This is a genomic window from Actinoplanes teichomyceticus ATCC 31121 (assembly GCF_003711105.1).
Lineage (GTDB): Bacteria > Actinomycetota > Actinomycetes > Mycobacteriales > Micromonosporaceae > Actinoplanes > Actinoplanes teichomyceticus.
Genome location: NZ_CP023865.1, coordinates 3,264,480 through 3,281,845 on the forward strand (window position 1 = coordinate 3,264,480; position 17,366 = coordinate 3,281,845).

At 73.5% G+C, this 17,366-nt stretch carries 14 protein-coding genes; 8 read left to right on the plus strand and 6 right to left on the minus strand.

Annotated elements, in window-relative coordinates; all coding sequences use genetic code 11:
• Position 1 precedes the first annotated feature (1 nt).
• Genes ACTEI_RS14655 through ACTEI_RS14675 form a run of 5 tightly spaced genes read left to right on the plus strand, consistent with a single transcriptional unit; the run spans position 2 to position 8,297 of the window.
• The gene (locus ACTEI_RS14655) at positions 2-2,989 is read left to right on the plus strand and encodes a type I polyketide synthase (protein ID WP_122978170.1); all 2,988 of its coding nucleotides are present in this window, start codon (positions 2-4) and stop codon (positions 2,987-2,989) included.
• The gene (locus tag ACTEI_RS37770) at positions 2,986-4,449 is read left to right on the plus strand and encodes a thioesterase II family protein (protein ID WP_203723772.1); all 1,464 of its coding nucleotides are present in this window, start codon (positions 2,986-2,988) and stop codon (positions 4,447-4,449) included. The genes ACTEI_RS14655 and ACTEI_RS37770 overlap by 4 nt, the downstream gene beginning before the upstream one ends.
• Positions 4,446-6,263 carry a non-ribosomal peptide synthetase gene (locus tag ACTEI_RS14665; RefSeq protein WP_164465959.1) on the plus strand — a complete coding sequence of 606 codons (1,818 nt, stop codon included), beginning with the start codon at positions 4,446-4,448 and terminating at the stop codon, positions 6,261-6,263. Before ACTEI_RS37770 ends, ACTEI_RS14665 begins: the two co-directional genes overlap by 4 nt.
• A complete protein-coding gene (locus ACTEI_RS14670) occupies positions 6,256-7,044 on the plus strand; it encodes a hypothetical protein (RefSeq protein ID WP_122978172.1) in 789 nt (262 codons plus the stop codon). Before ACTEI_RS14665 ends, ACTEI_RS14670 begins: the two co-directional genes overlap by 8 nt.
• On the plus strand, positions 7,041-8,297 hold the full coding sequence (locus ACTEI_RS14675; protein ID WP_122978173.1) for an MFS transporter: 1,257 nt from the start codon (positions 7,041-7,043) through the stop codon (positions 8,295-8,297). The genes ACTEI_RS14670 and ACTEI_RS14675 overlap by 4 nt, the downstream gene beginning before the upstream one ends.
• 64 nt (positions 8,298-8,361) lie before the next feature.
• On the opposite strand, the gene ACTEI_RS14680 is transcribed toward ACTEI_RS14675, so the two are convergent.
• Positions 8,362-8,850, minus strand: a complete 489-nt coding sequence (locus tag ACTEI_RS14680; RefSeq protein WP_122978174.1) for a MarR family winged helix-turn-helix transcriptional regulator — start codon at positions 8,848-8,850, stop codon at positions 8,362-8,364.
• Positions 8,851-8,946: 96 nt separating this feature from the next.
• On the opposite strand from ACTEI_RS14680, the gene ACTEI_RS14685 reads away from it, so the two are divergent.
• Entirely contained in the window at positions 8,947-9,579 is a 633-nt protein-coding gene (locus tag ACTEI_RS14685) for an NADPH-dependent F420 reductase (protein ID WP_122982149.1), read from the plus strand.
• 223 nt (positions 9,580-9,802) lie between these two features.
• Here the strand turns inward: ACTEI_RS14685 and ACTEI_RS14690 are convergent, their stop codons facing one another.
• From ACTEI_RS14690 to ACTEI_RS14705, 4 genes are all read right to left on the minus strand, one after another.
• A complete protein-coding gene (locus ACTEI_RS14690) occupies positions 9,803-11,374 on the minus strand; it encodes an ABC-F family ATP-binding cassette domain-containing protein (protein WP_122978175.1) in 1,572 nt (523 codons plus the stop codon).
• Between the two features lie 355 nt (positions 11,375-11,729).
• Entirely contained in the window at positions 11,730-12,473 is a 744-nt protein-coding gene (locus ACTEI_RS14695; protein WP_122978176.1) for a hypothetical protein, read from the minus strand.
• Positions 12,474-12,540: 67 nt separating this feature from the next.
• On the minus strand, positions 12,541-13,680 hold the full coding sequence (locus ACTEI_RS14700) for a hypothetical protein (RefSeq protein ID WP_145831077.1): 1,140 nt from the start codon (positions 13,678-13,680) through the stop codon (positions 12,541-12,543).
• The gene (locus ACTEI_RS14705) at positions 13,677-14,018 is read right to left on the minus strand and encodes a hypothetical protein (protein WP_122978178.1); all 342 of its coding nucleotides are present in this window, start codon (positions 14,016-14,018) and stop codon (positions 13,677-13,679) included. Before ACTEI_RS14705 ends, ACTEI_RS14700 begins: the two co-directional genes overlap by 4 nt.
• Before the next feature lie 774 nt (positions 14,019-14,792).
• On the opposite strand from ACTEI_RS14705, the gene ACTEI_RS36980 reads away from it, so the two are divergent.
• Positions 14,793-15,401 (plus strand): Pycsar system effector family protein, encoded by a 609-nt coding sequence (locus ACTEI_RS36980; protein ID WP_145831076.1) that lies wholly within the window; start codon positions 14,793-14,795, stop codon positions 15,399-15,401.
• A gap of 237 nt (positions 15,402-15,638) precedes the next feature.
• Here the strand turns inward: ACTEI_RS36980 and ACTEI_RS14715 are convergent, their stop codons facing one another.
• A complete protein-coding gene (locus tag ACTEI_RS14715) occupies positions 15,639-16,259 on the minus strand; it encodes a TetR/AcrR family transcriptional regulator (RefSeq protein ID WP_122978180.1) in 621 nt (206 codons plus the stop codon).
• A gap of 89 nt (positions 16,260-16,348) precedes the next feature.
• On the opposite strand from ACTEI_RS14715, the gene ACTEI_RS14720 reads away from it, so the two are divergent.
• Entirely contained in the window at positions 16,349-17,257 is a 909-nt protein-coding gene (locus ACTEI_RS14720; protein ID WP_187645986.1) for a zinc-binding dehydrogenase, read from the plus strand.
• Positions 17,258-17,366: the final 109 nt, after the last annotated feature.

Sequence of the window (17,366 nt, forward strand, 5' to 3'; positions counted from 1 at the left end):
CGTGACCGGACACCGATGGGCCGACGGCATCGCCGTCATCGGCCTGGCCGGGCGCTTTCCCGCCGCCGCCGACATCGCCGCCTACTGGGCCAACCTGCGCGCGGGGCGGCACTGCGTGAGCCGGTTCGACGACGAGCAGCTCGCCGCTGCCGGGGTGAGCGCCGCCGAGCGCGCCGCCGAGGGCTACGTGGCCGCCGGCGGGGTGCTGGCCGGCGCCGACCTGTTCGACGCCGACCTGTTCGGCATGTCGCCCCGGGAAGCCGAGATCACCGACCCGCAGCACCGGATCGCCCTGGAGTGCGCCTGGCAGGCGCTGGAGGACGCCGGAATCGACCCGGCGCGCACCGCGGCCGCGGTGGGCGTGTTCGCCGGGACCGGCGTCAACACGTACTTCACCCGGTACGTGCTCGGCGATGGTGAACTGGCCGACTCCTTCGGGCCGTTGCCGCTGGTCGTGGGCAACGAGAAGGATCACGTGGCGACCCGGATCGCGTACCGGCTCGGCCTGCGCGGCCCGGCGGTGACCGTGCAGACGGCGTGCTCGACCTCCCTGGTGGCCGTGCACCTGGCCTGCCAGAGTCTGCTCACCGGCGACAGCGACGTGGCCATCGCGGGGGGTGTCCGCATCACCGTCCCGCAGGAGGCCGGGTACGTCTACGACGAGCACGGCATCAACTCGCCGGACGGCCACTGCCGGGCCTTCGACCGCGCCGCCCAGGGCACCGTCGGCGGCAACGGGGCCGGCCTGGTGGTGCTCAAACGGGCCGCCGAGGCGATCCGCGACGGCGACGCGATCCGCGCGATCATCCGCGGGTCGGCGGTCAACAACGACGGCGCGGCGAAGGTCGGCTACACCGCGCCGAGCATCGACGGCCAGGCCGCCGTGATCCGGCGGGCGCACCACGCGGCGGGCGTCGGCCCGCACGACATCGACTACGTGGAGGCACACGGCACCGGCACCGAGGTCGGCGACGCCATCGAGGTGGCCGCGCTGGCGCAGGCGTTCCGCACGCAGCGGCGCCGCACGACGCCGTGCCTGCTGGGCTCGGTGAAGCCCAGCATCGGCCACCTGGACGCCGCGGCGGGGATAGCCGGCCTGATCAAGGTGGTGCTGGCGCTGGGGCACGAACATCTGCCGCCGAGCATCGACTGCGCCGAACCCCACCCGGACATCCCGTTCGCGGACGGGCCGTTCGAGGTGGTGACGGCGGGCCGGGCGTGGCCGCGTACCGACCGGCCGCGGCGGGCGGGGGTCAGCTCGTTCGGCATCGGCGGGACCAACGCGCACCTGGTGGTCGAGGAGGCGCCGCTGCGCGAGCCGTCGTCGCAGCCACGGTTCCCGCAGCTGCTGCCGCTGTCCGCGCGCGACGCCGACGCCCTGGCGGCGATGACCAGCGACCTGACCGGGCATCTGGCCGCGCACCCGGAGCTGGACCCGCCCGACGTGGCCCACACCCTCGCGTACGGCCGGGCCCGGCACCGGCTGCGCGGCGGCCTGCTGTGGGCCGGCGACGGCGACCTCGTTGCGGTCCCGGCCCGCACGGCGGCGCGCAGCAGCGTGTGCCTGCTCTTTCCCGGCCAGGGCAGCCAGTACGACGGCATGGCGGCCCCGCTCTACGCCGCCTACCCACGCTTCCGCGAGGTCATCGACGAGTGCTGCGCCCACCTCGCCCCCCTGCTGCGCGGGCGTGACCTGCGCGACCTGCTGCTCCGCGCGGATGGCACGCCGACCGGCGAGCTCGACCGGACCTGGCTCACCCAGCCCGCGCTGTTCGTGACCGGCTACGCGGTGGCCCAGCTGCTGCTGAGCATGTCGGTCGAACCGGCGCTGATGCTCGGCCACAGCGTCGGTGAGTACGCCGCCCTGTGCGTGGCCGGCGGTGTGTCGCCGGCCGACGCGCTGCGCCTGGTCGCGGCCCGGGGCCGGTTGATGCAGGACATGCCGGGCGGGGCGATGCTCGCGGTGCTCGCCGGCGAGGACCGGGTCCGGGCGCTGCTGCCGGACGGCGTCGAGGTCGCCGCGGTCAACGCGGCCCGGTCGGTGGTCGTCTCCGGACCGCCGGACCTGATCGAGGTGACCCGGGAACGGGCGGACGCCGGCCACCTGCGGACCCGTCGGCTGCGCGTCTCGCACGCCTTCCACTCCGCGGCGATGGACGGGATGCTCGACGCCTTCCGCGCCGAGGCGGCCTCGGTGGCGTTCACGCCGACCACCCGGCCGGTCGTGTCCGATGTGACCGGGCACGTGCTGCCCGCCGGCACCACCATCACGCCGGCCTACCTGGTCGAGCAGTTGCGGCGGCCGGTCCGGTTCGCCGACGGCGTCGAGCGGCTGCTGGCGCTGCGCCATCCCGTGCTGATCGAGACCGGCCCGGGACGCACCCTGGTCACGCTCGCCGGGCAGGGCGCCGGCGCCGGCGCGGTCCGGCTCACCACGATGGGCGCCCGGGACGAGCCGGACGCCGGGGTACGGCCGTTCCTCGGCGCGGTGCTCGGCGCGTGGGCGGCGGGCGCGGCGGTGACGTTCCCGGGGCGGGGGCGGCCGGTGCCGCTGCCGGGATACCGGTTCCAGCGGCGCCGGTACCGGCTGGACCGAGCCCGGCCCGGGGCGCCGGCGGGCGCCCCGCTGGACCCGGTGGCGGCCGGGCCGGCCGAGGTCTCGCGGACCGGCGCCCCGCCGGACCCGGTGGCGGCCGGGCCGGCCGAGGTCTCGCGGACCGGCGCCCCGCCGGACCCGGTGGCGGCCGGCCTGGACGCCGCGCTCGGCGAGATCTGGCAGTCCCTGCTCGGCGGCGAGCCGCCGGGACCCGGGACGAACTTCTTCGAAGCCGGTGGCGACTCGCTGCTCGCGGTCCGGCTGATCGCCCGGGTACGCAAGCGTCTGGCTGCCGACCTGGAGTTCGAGACTCTCCTGGAGACGCCGACGTTCGGCGGCATCCTGCACGCGGTGCAGGCCGGACGCGGCGGCGCGACGGGGGCGCCGCGATGAGCGCGGCGCCGGCGAAATGGTGGACGGTGGTGCGCCGGGCCGCCCGCGAGCCGATCCGGGTACGCCTGCTCGTGCTGCCTCCCGCCGGGATCGGTCCGATGCCGCTGCGGCCCCTGGTGACCGGGCTGCCGGACGACGTCGAGGTGTTGGGCCTGCAACTGCCCGGCCGCGAGCGCCGCCACGGCGAGCCGCCCGGCGCGCGTCTGACGGACGTGCTGGCGAGCCTGGGCCAGCTGCGCGAACGAGGTCGTCTCCCGACCGTCGTCTACGGCCACCGCCTCGGCGCGCTGCTCGCCCCGCTGCTCGCGGCCGAGCTCGGCGACGACTGCCGGGCGGTCGTGCTGAACGAACCCCCGGACGGTGCGCTGCCCGGGCGGGGAACGGCATCGTCGGGGGACGGCTGGGCCGGGGTGGCGCCGGTGCCGGCGCAGGAGCTGCTCCCCGGCGATCCGGCCGCGCGGGAGTCGCTGCTGCCGGTGCTGCGCGCCGATCTGACGCTCGCCGGGGCGGCCGCCGAGGCACTGCCCGAGGTGCGTCTGGCCGCCCCGCTGACGATCCTGACCGGCCCGGACCGTGCCCCGGACACCGTCGGCGTGTGGCGCGACCGTACCCGCGGGCCGGTCGAGCTGCTGACCGAGCCGCCGGGCGGCCCCGGGGAGTCCCCGGCCGGGCGGCCGGCCTGTGCGGCCGCGCTGCACCGGGCCACCGAACGGGTCGAACGGGTGCCCGGCGTCGGCATTCTCTGCCTGCCGTTCGCCGGCGGCGGCGCCGGGTACTTCCGGAGCTGGAGCCGCCGGGCGCCCACCGGGTACACCGTGCGCGGACTGCAACTGCCGGGCCGGGAGAGCCGGATCCTGGAGACGCCGGTCACCGACGTGCGGGCCGCGGCGCGGTGTCTGCTGCCGCAGGTGGCGCAGGCGCTCGACGAGTGCACCCGGGTGGTCCTGTTCGGACACAGCCTGGGCGCGGTGCTCGGCTTCGAGCTCGCGCTGCTGATCGACCGGACCCGGCCCGGCGCCGTGAGCCACCTCTACGCCAGCGGCTCGGCGGCGCCGCACCGGGGCCGGGCCGAGCGGGCGACCGGCCTCGACGACGACGCGTTCGTCGCCCGGGTGCGCGAGTTCGCCGGGCACCACGACGCCGCGCTGGACGACCCGGAGCTGCGCGAGCTGCTGCTACCCACGCTGCGGGGCGACGTGGCGATGCACGAGGCGTACCGGGCCGAGCCCGGGGCGCGGCTCGACGTGCCGATCACCGTGCTGCGGGGGCGGCACGACGAACTGGTGTCCGCGGCCGAGGCGGCGCGCTGGGCGGAGGTGGCCGGCGCCGCCGTCACCCAGGTGGAGCTGGCCGGCGGGCACATGTACCTGCTGGACCAGACGGACGCGGTGCTCGCCGTGATCGCCGGGACAGCGCCGTCGGCGGCAGTCGTGCCGCACGCGCAGAACGGAGCGACGTGAACGCGCAGGAGAACACCCGGGGACCGCAGGCGGATCGACCGCCGATCCGCGGCCTCGGCGACGGCGTGGCACTGACCCCAGCCGACCGGATCAGCATCCACCAGGCGTTCGCGCGGGTGGCGCGGCGGCAGCCGGACCGGGTCGCCGTGTCGGCGGGTGGCTGCGACCTCACCTACCGGCAACTCGACGAGCGGTCCGAGCGCGTCGCCGCGGGACTGGCCGCGGCCGGTGTGACCCGCGGCGACCGGGTGGCCGTCTGCCTGGACCGTGACGAGACGCTGATCGCGGTGCTGCTGGGCGTGCTCAAGGCGGGTGCGGCCTACGTTCCCGTCGATCCGGCGTATCCCGCCGACCGGCGGGGGTACACCGTGGCGGCGGTCGGCGCGCGGGCGGTGGTGGCCACCACCGGGCTCTTCCCGGCCGGGACGCCGGTGGTCACGCCGGACGAGCTGGTCGCCGCGCCACCGCCGCCCGGCTTCCGGCCGCCGGACGCGGGCCGCGAGGACGTCGCGTACGTCATCTTCACCTCGGGTTCGACCGGGCGCCCCAAGGGCGTCGTCATCCCGCACGGCAACGTCCTCGCGCTGGTCGCGGCCACCCGGGGCGCGATGGGGCTGCACGCCGGCGACGTCTGGTCGATGTTCCACTCGGCGGCGTTCGACGTCTCGGTGTACGAGATGTGGGGCTGCCTGCTCACCGGCGGGCGGCTGGTCGTCGTGCCGTACTGGACCGCCCGCACGCCGCCGGACTTCCTGGACCTGCTCGCCGAGCGCCGGGTGACCGTACTGAGCCAGACGCCGTCGGCGTTCGCCCCGCTCATCGACGAGGACCGGCGGCGACCGGCCGATCTGGCGGTCCGGCTGGTGCTGTTCGCGGGGGAGACGCTGCCGACCGGGATGCTCGGCGGTTGGCTGGAGCGTCACCCGTTGACCCGCTGCCGGCTGCTGAACCTGTACGGCATCACCGAGACGACCGTGCACACCACGCTCAAGGAGATCACCGCCGCCGACGTGCGGCGCGGCTCACGCTCGGTCGGCCTGCCGCTGCCCGGCTGGACGGTGTCCATCCGCGACGCGAACGGCGACCCCGTGCCCGACGGCGGCACCGGCGAGATCTGGGTGGGCGGGGCGGGCGTCGCACAGGGCTACTGGAACCAGCCGGAACTGACCGCGGCCCGCTTCGTCCCCGACCCGCTGACCGGGCGCCGCGTCTACCGCAGCGGCGACCTCGGCCGGATCGCCCCGGACGGCACGATCGAGCACCTGGGCCGGATCGACGACCAGGTGAAGGTACGCGGCTTCCGGATCGAACCGGCCGAGATCAGGTCGGCGCTGCTCACCTCGCCCGCGGTGGCCGAGGCCGCGATCGTCGTACGCGGGGACGGGGCCGAAGCGGCCATCGAGGCGTACGCGGTCGGGTCCGCCCCGGTCACCGTGCCGCACCTGCGCGGCCACCTCGCCGCGCTCCTGCCCGACTACATGCTGCCCGCATCGATCACGCTGGTGGACGCGCTGCCGCTGACCGTGAACGGCAAACTGGACGTGGCGCGCCTGAGAACCGCGCCGAGCGCGCCCGCCGCCCGCGGCGTGACCGGCGCGGGCGACGTCGAGGAGCGGATGCTCCAGGTCTGGGAGCGGGTCCTCGACACGGAGCTGTCGGTGTTCGACGACTTCTTCGAGGTGGGCGGCAACTCGCTGCTGGCCGCGCGGCTGTGCGTGGCGGTGCGGGAGGCCGGGCTGGGCCGGTGCACGCCGAGGGAGATCTACGTCCATCCGACGGTCAGCGAGCTGGCGCGGGTGGTGAGCCGTGCTTGAGGTCACCGTGGAGCAGGTCGCGTCGGGCTCCGGCGGGCGCCTGCTGGTGGTCGACTTCCGCCGGCCGGACGCGCGGCCGACGCTGACCGCGGCGCTCCTGCCGCACCTGGACCTGACCGTGTGCCGGGCCGACCCGGTCAGCGACCTGACCGCGTCGGGCCGGCCCGCCGACCTGGAGGAGCTGGCCTCGGCGTACGCGAACCGGCTCACGGCCCCGGCGCAGCGGCCGGACGTGGTCGCGGGTTACTGCAACGCCGGCACGCTGGCGCTGCGGGTGGCCCGGCTGCTGAGCGACCGCGACCGCGAGGTGCCGTGCGTGCTGGTGGACCCAAGCTGGCCGACCGGGGCCAGCATCCGAGCCGAGTTCGCCGCCATCCGGGCCTCGCTCGGCGTCACCCGTCCCGGCCCGGCGGCCGAGGCGGGCGAACCGACCGTCGAGGCGATGACCCGGCAGCTGCGCCGCGACCTGCTGGCGATGTTCGCCGGGGACGGCGACGAGCCGGACGAGGCCGAGATCGCCGCGGCGGCGTTGCTGCCACGCTACCGCGCCTGGCTGGGTTTCCTGATCGCCTCGTCCGCACCGCCGCCCGCGCCGGCGGTGGACCCGCTGGTGATCTGCGGCCGGGAGGCGGTCGGCCCGGGGGCGTGGCCGGCGGACCGGTGGCGGCCCACCGTCCTGGACCTGCCCGGCGCGGACCTGCTCCAGCCGGGCTCGCCCGCACCGGAACTCGTGGCGCGCCGCATCGCCGCGCTCGCCGACCTGAGGGGGCTGCCATCGTGAACCGGGCCATCCTGCGCCGCGTCCTGCCGGAACCGGGCCCCGGCCGGCACATGGTGGTGGCGACCCTGCTGATCAGCATCGGCTTCAGCCTCTACTCCTCGGCCAGCGTCCTGTACTTCCACCAGCACGTGGGTTTCCCCACCGGACGGATCGGGCTCGCGCTGACCATCGCCGCGACGGTCAGCCTGCTGGTGCAGGTGCCGCTGGGCCACCTGGCCGACCGGTACGGCCCGCGTGAGGTCACCATCGTCATGGAGACGCTGGTCGGACTGGCCCTGATCGGGCTGTGCCTGGTCACCTCGTTGGCCGCGTTCACGGTGCTGGTCAGCATCATCGCGATCGCCGAGACCGGAGTCGTGTTCAGCGCGCTGCTGGCCGGGGTTCTGGGCAGGGAGGACCGGGTCAGGATCTCCGCGCACATGCGCAGCGTGTTCAACGGCGGCTTCGCTCTGGGCGCCGGGCTGGGCGGGGTGATCCTGGCCGTCGACAGCCGGGCGGTCTACCTGGCCGCGCTGGGCGGTTACGGCGTGGTGCGCCTGGTGATCGCCGCGGCCCGGTTCCGGCTGCCGCACGTGCCGCCCGTGCCCAGGCAGGCCGCCGGCGCGCCGAAGCGCTCCGCCCTGCGTGACGTGCCGTACGTGGTGCTCGGCCAGGTCAGCAACGTCTACGTGCTGTGCGACAAGATCCTGCTGGTCGGCATTCCGCTGTGGATCGTCGGGCACACGCGGGCCCCGGCCTCGCTGGTCGCCGTCCTGCTCGGCATCTCCACCGGCATGGTGACGCTGTTGCAGGTACGCGCCAGCCGGGGCGCCGGCACGGTGGCCGGGGCGGGGCGTCTGCAGACCTGGTCGCTGCTGTCCACGGCGGTGTGCTGCGTGCTCATCGGCGTGTCGGCCTGGGGCGGCGACGCGTGGGTGAGCGCGGGGATCCTGCTGGCCGCGGTGATCGTGCTGACGCTGGGCGAGATGTGGGGTTCGGCGGCGGAGTGGGAGCTGCGCTTCGAACTGGCCGACCAGAGCGCGCAGGGGCAGTGGGGCGCGGTGTTCGGCCTCGGCAACGCCGTGCCGAACATCCTCGGGCCGCTCATGGTGACCGCGCTGGTGGAGCGGTTCCTGTTCGGCGGCTGGCTGGCGCTGGCCGCCCTGTTCGCGGTGGTCGCCCTGCTCTCCGGACCCGCGGTCCGCTGGGCGGTGCGGACCCGCGACCGGTACACGACCCGGCCCGACGTCCCGGCGGCGGCCGAAGCAGCCTGATCGGGCCGGAACCCCGGGACAGCTCCCGGATCCCGCAGCATCGCGGCCGGCCGTCGGTTGCGCCTCAGGACGAGCCGGTGCGGCGCGGCTCGTCGCCGCCGGCCGTGCGCAGGTGGGTGCGGGCGCGGCCGAGGGTGTCCGCGAGGGTGACCAGTTGATCCCGGTCGAGCAGGTCGATCAGGTTCTCGCGGACCACCCGCAGGTGGCCGGGCGCGGCCCGGCGCAGCGCCTGGACGCCCTGCTCGGTGAGCGCGGCCAGGACGCCGCGGTCGTCTCCGGCGCAGGCTTCGCGGCGGACCAGGCCGGCCTTCTCCAACTGGGTGACCTGATAGGTGAGTCCGCTGCGCGAGGCGACCAGGGCGAGCGCCAGTTCCGCCATGCGCATGCGCTGCCCGGGTGCCTCGGCGAGGCGGGTGAGCAGCTCGTACTGCGGCTGAGTAAGGCCGCCGTCCTCGCGCAGCTGCTGGTCGAGGCGCCGTTGCAGCAGGTTGCTGGTGTCCAGGAAGGCCACCCAGGCCCGCATCTCGATCTCGTCGAGCCACCGCTCCGTCATGTGATCACGATAGCAGTTGATTCGAATTGGAACGACGTGTAGCGTCCAGCGTAGTTCGAATTCGAACGACCTCGGATGCTCACCCTGGAGACAACGATGAAGATCGCAGTGCTCGGCGCCGGCAACGTCGGATCCGCTCTCGCCGCCCGTCTGACCGAGCTGGGCCACCACGTCACGCTCGCCGCCAGCGATCCCGGCTCACCCCGGCTGGCCGCCGCCGCCGCGGCCTCGGGCGCGGACACCGGCGCCCCCGACGAGGCCGCCGCCGCGGCCGACCTGGCCGTGATCGCCGTGCCGTACTCCGCGATCGACGACCTGCTCACCGGAGAGGTCCGCGACGCGCTCGCCGGCAAGATCGTGATCGACGCGACGAACCCGCTCGCCCCCGACTTCATGTCCCTCACCGTCGGCCACACCAGCTCGGCGGGCGAGCAGATCGCCGCCCGGCTGCCCCGGTCCCGCGTCGTCAAGGCCTTCAACACGGTCTTCGCCGCCACGCTCGGCACACCGGTCCTCGCCGGTACGGCGCAGCTGCTGCCGGTCGCCGGTGACGACCGGGACGCCAAGAAGGCCGTGATCGACCTCGGCGATCAGCTCGGTTTCGACGCCGTCGACGCCGGCCCGCTGACCAACGCCCGCTACCTGGAACCGGCCGTCGAACTGCTCATCCAGCTCGCGTACGGCCAGGGCCTCGGCGCGAACATCGGCCTGCACCTGGCCCGCGGCTGACCATCGCACCGGCCGGGCCGGCGCACACCCGCGCCAGCGCGCCGACCGCCCGGGTCAGGGCCTCCGGGATGCCGGTAGCCGGTCGCCGGCGCCGCCGTCCGGCCGGGCCCGGCGGTCACGCGGGCCCGTCCCGGGTGCACGGTGCGGGTCCCCGGGTGCTGTCGTCGGGGTCCGGGCGACGTCGGCCGCAATCCCGCCCGCGGCGGCCGCCGTGGCGCGCCGGTCACCGCAACATCCCGTCCGCCAGCCGTAGCCGCCGGGTGATCCCGATCGCGTCGAGGAACCGTTCGTCGTGGCTCACCACCACGAACGCGCCGCGGTACGCGGTGAGCGCGGCCTCCAGCTGCGCCACGCTGTCGAGGTCGAGGTTGTTGGTCGGTTCGTCGAGCAGCAGCAGCTGCGGCGCGGGTTCGGCGAACAGCACACACGCCAGGGTCGCGCGCAGCCGCTCCCCGCCGCTGAGCACGCGGACCGGCAACGCGGTCCGGCCGCCCCGGAACAGGAACCGGGCCAGCAGGTTCATCCGCTCGGCGTCGGGCCGGGCGGGCGCGGCCGCGGCGAGGTTCTCGGCCACCGACCGGTCGTCGTCGAGCAGGTCGAGGCGCTGCGACAGGTACGCGACGTGCGGCCCGGCTCCGGCGATCATGCGCAGCAGCGTGGACTTGCCCGCGCCGTTGGCGCCCACCAGCGCGATGCGTTCCGGCCCGCGGACGGTCAGCTGCAGACCGTCGCCGGCGAACAGCGGCCGGCCGTCGTGGACCGCCTGGAGGCGCTCGCCGTGGAACAGGGTGCGCCCGGACGGCACCGCGGTCGCGGGCAGATCGATCACGATGCGGTCGTCCTCGCGGGCCGCGCGCCCGGCCTGGTCGAGCCGGGCCTGGGCGCCGGCGACCCGGTTGGCGTGGGTCTCGTCGGCGCGGGCGGCCGACACCTGGGCATCGCGTTGGAGATTGCCGGCCACGATGCGTGCCAGACCCGCGTCGGCCAGGTTGCGCGCGGCCGTCGACGCCCGGCGGGCGGCCCGCTCCCGGGCCTGCTGCGCCTCCCGCTTCTGCCGCTTGAGGTCCTGTTCGGCGTTGCGGACCTGCCGCTGCAGCACCTCCCGCTCGGCGGCGACGGCCTGCTCGTACGCGGTGAAGCCGCCGCCGTACCAGCGGATCTCGCCGTGGTCGAGGGCCGCGATGCGATCCATCTCGTCGAGCAGCGCGCGGTCGTGGCTGACCACCAGCAGGCAGCCGTTCCACGTGCGCAGCAGCTCGGTCAGGCGTTCCCGGCTGACCGCGTCGAGGTTGTTGGTGGGCTCGTCGAGCAGCAGCGCGTCGGGCCGGTTGAGCAACTGGGCGGCGAGTCCGAGGGTGACGACCTGACCGCCGCTGAGCGTGCCGAGCGGGCGGTCGAGCGCGATGGCGCCGAGGCCGAGCCGATCGAGTTCGGCGCGCGTACGTTCCTCGACGTCCCAGTCGTTGCCGACGGTCGTGAAGTGTTCCTCGGCCGCGTCCCCGGACTCGATGGCGTGCAGGGCCGCGACGACCCGGTCGACACCGAGCACCTGCGCGACGGTCTGGTCGGTGGTGAACGGCAGGTGCTGGGGCAGGTAGCCGAGCGCGCCGTCGACGGTGACCGAACCGCCGGTGGGGCGCAGCTCGCCGGCGATCAAGCGCAGCAGGGTCGTCTTGCCGAAGCCGTTGGCGGCCACGAGACCGGTGCGGCCGGCCGGAACGGCCATCGACAGGCCCTCGAAGACGGGGGTGTCATCGGGCCAGGAGAAGGACAGACTGGTGCAGACAATGGACACGGGGGAATCCTCGAAGTCGGGAAGCGCCGGGCATGACGACGGGGGCCGCGCGCTGCATCAGCGGCGGCCGCATCGGGGTGTTCACCCCGCGATGTCGTCGTCTGCCGTCACGTCTCTCCCCGTTCTCCGGACGGGCCATTATCACCGGTACGACGCGCCGGACGCATCCGAGTTTCCCCGCATCGGGGGTGAGGAGCGACGCGGTGCCGCCGGGCGCCCGGCATCCGGCCCGGGGTGGGCAGGTCCGCGCTGCTGACGCACGTCGTCGAGGCCGCGGGCGGGCCCGAGGTCGTGCGGGGCCGGTGGCGTCGGGTCGGAGATGCGGCTGGTCGCGGACGCGGGCGGACCGCCTCGCTCAGGCTTTCTGCGTCGTGTCGCCGGCGCCGAGGATGATGGCGCTGAACCAGCTGGTGCCGATGCGGCGGACAAGGTCGGGCAACAGCTCGCGGTCGCTGAGCGCCGGCCAGGACAGGAGCAGGTGGCGCCACTGCCGTCCGACCGCTTCCAGTTTCTTCTCCGCCTCATGGCTGAGCATCTCGGTCATCCGCGCCGGCCAGTCGGGGCTGCGGATGTCCGCGTCCGGAGCCGCGAGGGTCATCACCTCCTGCTCGACCTCGGCGAGGTCCAGCAGCAGGTTGACCACCCGCCGGTGGGTGGCCGCCTCTCCGCGATCCGAGTCGACGAGGAACTCCACGGCTTCGTAGTCGGCGGTGGCCAGGCCGACGAGTTCGGCGCGGTCGGCGGGGGGCGCCTGGGGGAGCTGACGAAGCAGGATGTCCTCCGCGGCGATGAGGGAGAGCATCGCCGGGTCCTCCTGATCCGTGACCAGCGGGGGGAGGTTCGCGCCGACGCCTTCCAGCTCACGCAGGACGCCGATGAGCTCGTCCTCGGCGTCGGCGCGTAGCCGGTACTGGATCGGCTGGCCACCGCGGCGGCCCTGAGCTCTGGTGCCGCCGCGCTCGACGAAACGGGCATCGCGGGCCAGGACGGTCCGGACGGTGTTCTCCTTCACCCCGCTGTACCCGGCGAGGTCGGTGACCGTGAACTCCCGGAGCGCCAGGATGGCGTTCAAGACGCGATAGCGGCTGAGCACGGCCATCGCTCACCTACCTTTGCCTGCCGGGATGCTGCCGAGTCACCCTCGGATGTCTCAGCCTTCTACATCGTCATTCGTTTGTCAAGTGAATAGCCAAGATGCCGTGGACCAGTTGGTGCAGATCGTCGGTGCTCAGGTACTGCCGGATCTGGGTCACCAGACCGGCGTCGACCCTTCCCATCGTCGCCTTGTGCACGCGCGCCACGAAGAGCTCGCGTTGTCTGTTGCTGAAGGTCGAGCTGTTGAGCCGGGTGCTCAGGCGGGTGAAGGCCGCGGCCGGGTCGGTGCGGGTTTCCGGCAACTTGGCCAACAGCGCCACCGTGCTCTGCGCGGCCTGGGCGCCCATGGCGCGCTGCGCCCAGGATCGGCCGTGCGGAGTGCGTTGATGGCGGGCCCGGTGCACCTTCTCGGCCGCCTCCAGCCGGGCGGCAGCCCGGCGCGGGGCCAGCAGATCGAGTCCCGACGCGTCGCCGAGCCAAGGATAGTCCAGCGTCTGGTGCGCGAGGTAGGCCGCGACGTCCATCCAGCCCTCGGCGAAGCGGTCACCGGGATCGGGCTGGCTGCGTCCGGACTGCCAGGGACCCTGCAACACGTGGCAGACGCACTCGTGCAGCAAGACGTACGGCAGGGAGAACACCGTCAGCTCGTCCAGCAGGCCCGGGTTGATCACCACGTCGACGCGGGCCGACGGCCCTTCCGGTTGATCTTCGAGGTACGTCGTCGCGGTGAGCTGGATCGGCAGCTCGGACTGCACGGGCATGCCCTGGTGCCCGAAGGTCACCGACACCCGTTTCACGACGTCGTCCGGGACGCCCTCGCCGTGGCGGTGGTACAACTCGACGGCCGCCTGCATCGTCGCGGCGAAGGCGGACATCAGCAGGTCCTCCCGGAGCTGGCCCGCGTCGCGGAGCACCCGGTCGATCTCGTCCAGCAGGGGAGCGCACGTTCGTTCGGCATCCCGGTCGGGGAACGGGATGCCCGCCCTGATCTCCGTACCCAGGTGACTCAGGTAGGAACTCAGCGAGCCGGCGGGGCAGAACTCGATCTGTGCCGCGGTCGAGGTGAGCAGCCGTTCCCTGACCGCGTTCCAGAACAGGCCGTATCCGGCCGCCTCCAGCTGCACATGGTGCAGATCCAGCACCTGGAACACCAGGGCTCGCGCCCAGAAGGCCTTCTGCACATGCGGTGGCAGGGACCGATCGGTGCTCACGGTTCAGGCGGTTTCTCATCCCGGATGGCGTCACGGCCGTACCGGTCGCGGATCCGCGGCAGCAGGACCTGGTTCCACAGCGACACGAGCACCTCGGAGACGGCCGGGGCGAAGGCCACGATCAGCGAGACGGCCGCCGGGTCGATGCCGGCGCCCCGCACGCTGACCCGGATGGCGCCCGGCCGCTCCGGTGCCGGCACCGCGCCCGGGTCGATACCGGCGCCGGCCAGTTCCTTGCGCAGCTCTTCGCTGGTTTCCCACTCGACCCAGAATTGGTCGATCTCGCGCTGGACCTCCTCGGCGGTGCGCGTGCCACGCCCGTACCACAGCTCCGTCATCTCGATCCCTCCCGTCGCGGAAGCCGCCCCTGGAAAGTGATCTCTGTATCGCGATGTCTCCTGGATCAGCCGGGCAAGCCGGTATGCACCTCGCCAAGCTGCGGGAAGCCGCTAAGGCCGCATCCGGGGTAAAGATCCGAATCTCACCAGAATAATACGAGGTTCTCCGGGTTTGACGTTCGGAAAGTCATAGACGTCCTTGCCCAGGCCCGTGCCGGCGACCGGATGACCACGTGGAGCGGTCGCGCCGCCGGCGGGCCAGCTCGCGCAGCGGCGAAGGCGGCGCCGGGCGCAGCGACCCGGACGGCCGGCCCTTCGGCGCCGGACGGTGGCGCCCGGGCGCGCGCCGGGACCGGACGGAATTCGGAAGCAGGTCCGGGCCCGCTCGGTCTCCGGAACCGGGGGCCGCGCGGGACGCGTCCGGTGAATCCGGCCCCGGCGCAAGCGGCCGGCGTCTTCGGCGAGCGCGGGTCGCTCGTCGTCGAACGGACGGCGGGTGGCGCGCCATGCCACGAGCCTGTCGCGTGCGTCGATCTCGACGTCTTCGTCAACAGTCGTGTCATCCGGTCGCCCGGATGCACGCGGTGTGCGCCGCGGCGCCGTCAGGAGCGGGCCGGGCGGCGATCATCGGCCGCGGCAATCCCGCGGCCACGCCCTTCCGGTGGCAGCGGTCCTCGCGCTGCGGAGACGATCCGCCACGTCATGGCGCCGGCTCCGTCCCGCGCCGGCGGCCGTCCACGGAAAGCGACAGGGGTTCCGCGAACGTGCCGCAGAATGGTCATGCTCATGAAACGAGGAGCGCCGCGCCCGGATGATGGCGTCGATTCCCGTTCTCCCGGATCCGATCATCTCGGACCGCCGGCGAGATCATCGATCCGGCCGGTGGGCCGGACGCGGCTGTGCGCGGTGCGGAAGGACGCAAGAGAGGTCACCATGACAGCCCATCCAGGCGTCGACAGCGAGACCGCCAATGTTCGTGGCGAGATATACAGCGCGAACACGCAGGCGTCGATCGTGCTGGCCACCATCGCCATCGCCGTGGGCCCGTTCGCCGCCAACGCCGGAAACCTCATCGATCGATGGTGGCTGATCAAGGCGCTGGTGCTGACGGGCTGCGTCGCGGCTTTCGGCGCGGTCTGGTTCCTGTTGAACGTCGTACTGCCACGGCTCGACGCATCCGGCCGTGGCAGCTTCCTGCACTGGGCCCGACTCGACCGGGACAGCCTCCGCGACGCGCTCGGACAGGATTATCAACTCGACGAACTTCTGGTGCTCTCGCGGATCGCGACGGCCAAGTACCGGTCCCTGCGCCGGGCCGGTCGCCTGTTGAAAACCGGGTTGGTGATGCTCGGGACAGCGATTGTCCTGAACCTCATCCACTAGTGCGTCGTCCATGAACGGTCGCTGTGTCTGACACCGGCCGGACCGCGATGCCGGCGGACGCGCCAACTCGGCGCCGCACTGATCGCCGCGCACTGAACCACACGGTTCGCCAACCAGAGCCTCTCCGTCGCCGCCGATGAGGCCGAGAATCGAGTCACTCTCCGGAGACCCCGGCCGGTCGAGGGCCGGCAGACCGGATGCACGCTTGCGCCGACAGTAGTGCGGCGGCGGCAGGGATCAGCGCCCCGGCGTGTGGGCATGGCTGCCAGCCGGTGGATCGGTGGCGTGGGCGCTCATGGCTGGCGCGATGGTACGGGCCAGGTCGCGGACCGCTGTTCGTAGACGCTCGACGCCGCCGCGGTCGGTGATCCGCCGGACGAGCTCACCATCGAACGAGCCGAGCAGCGTGTGGGCGAGGAACTCGGCGTCGGCGTCCGGGCGGATCTCGTGGACGAGGCCGACGAGGTGTGCGTGCCAGCGCTGGTAGGTGGGGTCCTGGTGTTTGTCGGCCGCGCAGGCCTGCTCATGTGCGGCGATGAGGGTGATGTTCTTCGCCGCGAGGGTCGCCAGTTCATCGAGGAATCCGATCAGCCGGTCGCCGGCGGGAGCCCCCGGGCCCAGTGGTGGCGGGCCGTTGTCGATCGCGTCGCGGATGCGGGCCGCGCGCTCGGCGAGCAGCTCCCGGAACAGGCCGGTCCGGTTGCCGAATCGCCGGAACACGGTGCCCTTGCCCACGCCGGCCCGGGCGGCGACAGCGTCGAGGGAGACATGCTCCAACCCTCGCTGGACCAGCAGTTCCTCGGTCGCCCGCAGAATCGCGAGGCGATTGCGTGCAGCGTCCGCCCGCTCGGCGGCCATGTCAGCTCCTAGAAAATGGACTGTCAGTCCGGATAGCCTCGCACACGTCAAGCGGACTCATGGTCCGCTTCATCCGTGGAGGTGTAGTGATGCAAGCAGTGATCGCCGACCGGGAGGCCCGCGGGGGGTTCCGGCGGGCCGACATTCCGGAGCCGGTGCCGCAGGCCGGCCAGGTGCTGATCGAGGTGAGGCATGTCTCGCTCAACCGTGGCGAGGCCCGCCACCCGGGTGCCTTCCCTGCCGGTGCGGTGCTCGGCTACGACGCCGCCGGCGTGGTGATCCGAGCGGCCGAGGACGGCACCGGCCCGGCTGTCGGCGAGCGGGTGGTCGCCTTCGGTCCTGGCGCCTGGGCCGAGCGTGCCGTCTTCGCCACCGCCGATGTCGTCGTCGTTCCCGAGAGCCTCGATCTCGGCATTGCCGCCGCGTTGCCGATGGCCGGCATCACCGCACTGCGGACGCTGCGCGCGGTCGGCTCGGTGCTGGGCCGTGAGGTGTTGATCACCGGCGCCTCGGGCGGTGTCGGCCGCTTTGCGGTGCAACTGGCCCGGCTGGGTGGCGCGTACGTCGTCGCATCGGTCGGTTCGGTGCAACGCGGTGCAGGGCTGACCGAGCTCGGGGCCGATGAGGTGGTGGTCGGCCTGGACGGCATCACCGGCCCGTTCGATGTGATCCTGGAGCATGTCGGTGGGGCGCACCTGGTCAGGGCGTGGAGTCTGCTCAGGCCCGGCGGGGTGCTGCAGAGCATCGGCTGGGCGTCGGGTGAGCCTGCGGTATTTCCGCCCAACTCGATCTTCGCGCACGGGGCGGCGAAGACCCTGCGGTCCTTCGGCGACGCGGCCGACCCTGGCCGTGATCTGGCCACGCTGGTGGACCTGGCCGCGCGCGGTGCCGTCTCGGTCCAGGTCGGCTGGCGTGACTCCTGGAAGCGCATGGAAGGCGCGATCCAGGCATTGCTCGGCCAGCAGGTGGCCGGAAAGGCTGTCATGGACATCGACTGAATGATCGCTCAGGCTCCGCCGCATCCGGCGCCTGTGGGATGGTTCCAGGTCCAGCACCGGCATCCGGATGTGCCGCGGACAACGCGCGCTCGACTCTCGGTAGATCGTG

Excerpts from the sequence above, each read along its gene's own strand:
- ACTEI_RS37770 (WP_203723772.1), top strand. The coding sequence starts at position 2,986 with ATGAGCGCGGCGCCGGCGAAATGGTGGACGGTGGTGCGCCGGGCCGCC.
- ACTEI_RS14680 (WP_122978174.1), bottom strand. The coding sequence starts at position 8,850 with ATGACGGAGCGGTGGCTCGACGAGATCGAGATGCGGGCCTGGGTGGCC.
- ACTEI_RS14685 (WP_122982149.1), top strand. The coding sequence starts at position 8,947 with ATGAAGATCGCAGTGCTCGGCGCCGGCAACGTCGGATCCGCTCTCGCC.
- ACTEI_RS14695 (WP_122978176.1), bottom strand. The coding sequence starts at position 12,473 with ATGGCCGTGCTCAGCCGCTATCGCGTCTTGAACGCCATCCTGGCGCTC.
- ACTEI_RS14705 (WP_122978178.1), bottom strand. The coding sequence starts at position 14,018 with ATGACGGAGCTGTGGTACGGGCGTGGCACGCGCACCGCCGAGGAGGTC.
- ACTEI_RS36980 (WP_145831076.1), top strand. The coding sequence starts at position 14,793 with ATGGTCATGCTCATGAAACGAGGAGCGCCGCGCCCGGATGATGGCGTC.
- ACTEI_RS14715 (WP_122978180.1), bottom strand. The coding sequence starts at position 16,259 with ATGGCCGCCGAGCGGGCGGACGCTGCACGCAATCGCCTCGCGATTCTG.
- ACTEI_RS14720 (WP_187645986.1), top strand. The coding sequence starts at position 16,349 with ATGCAAGCAGTGATCGCCGACCGGGAGGCCCGCGGGGGGTTCCGGCGG.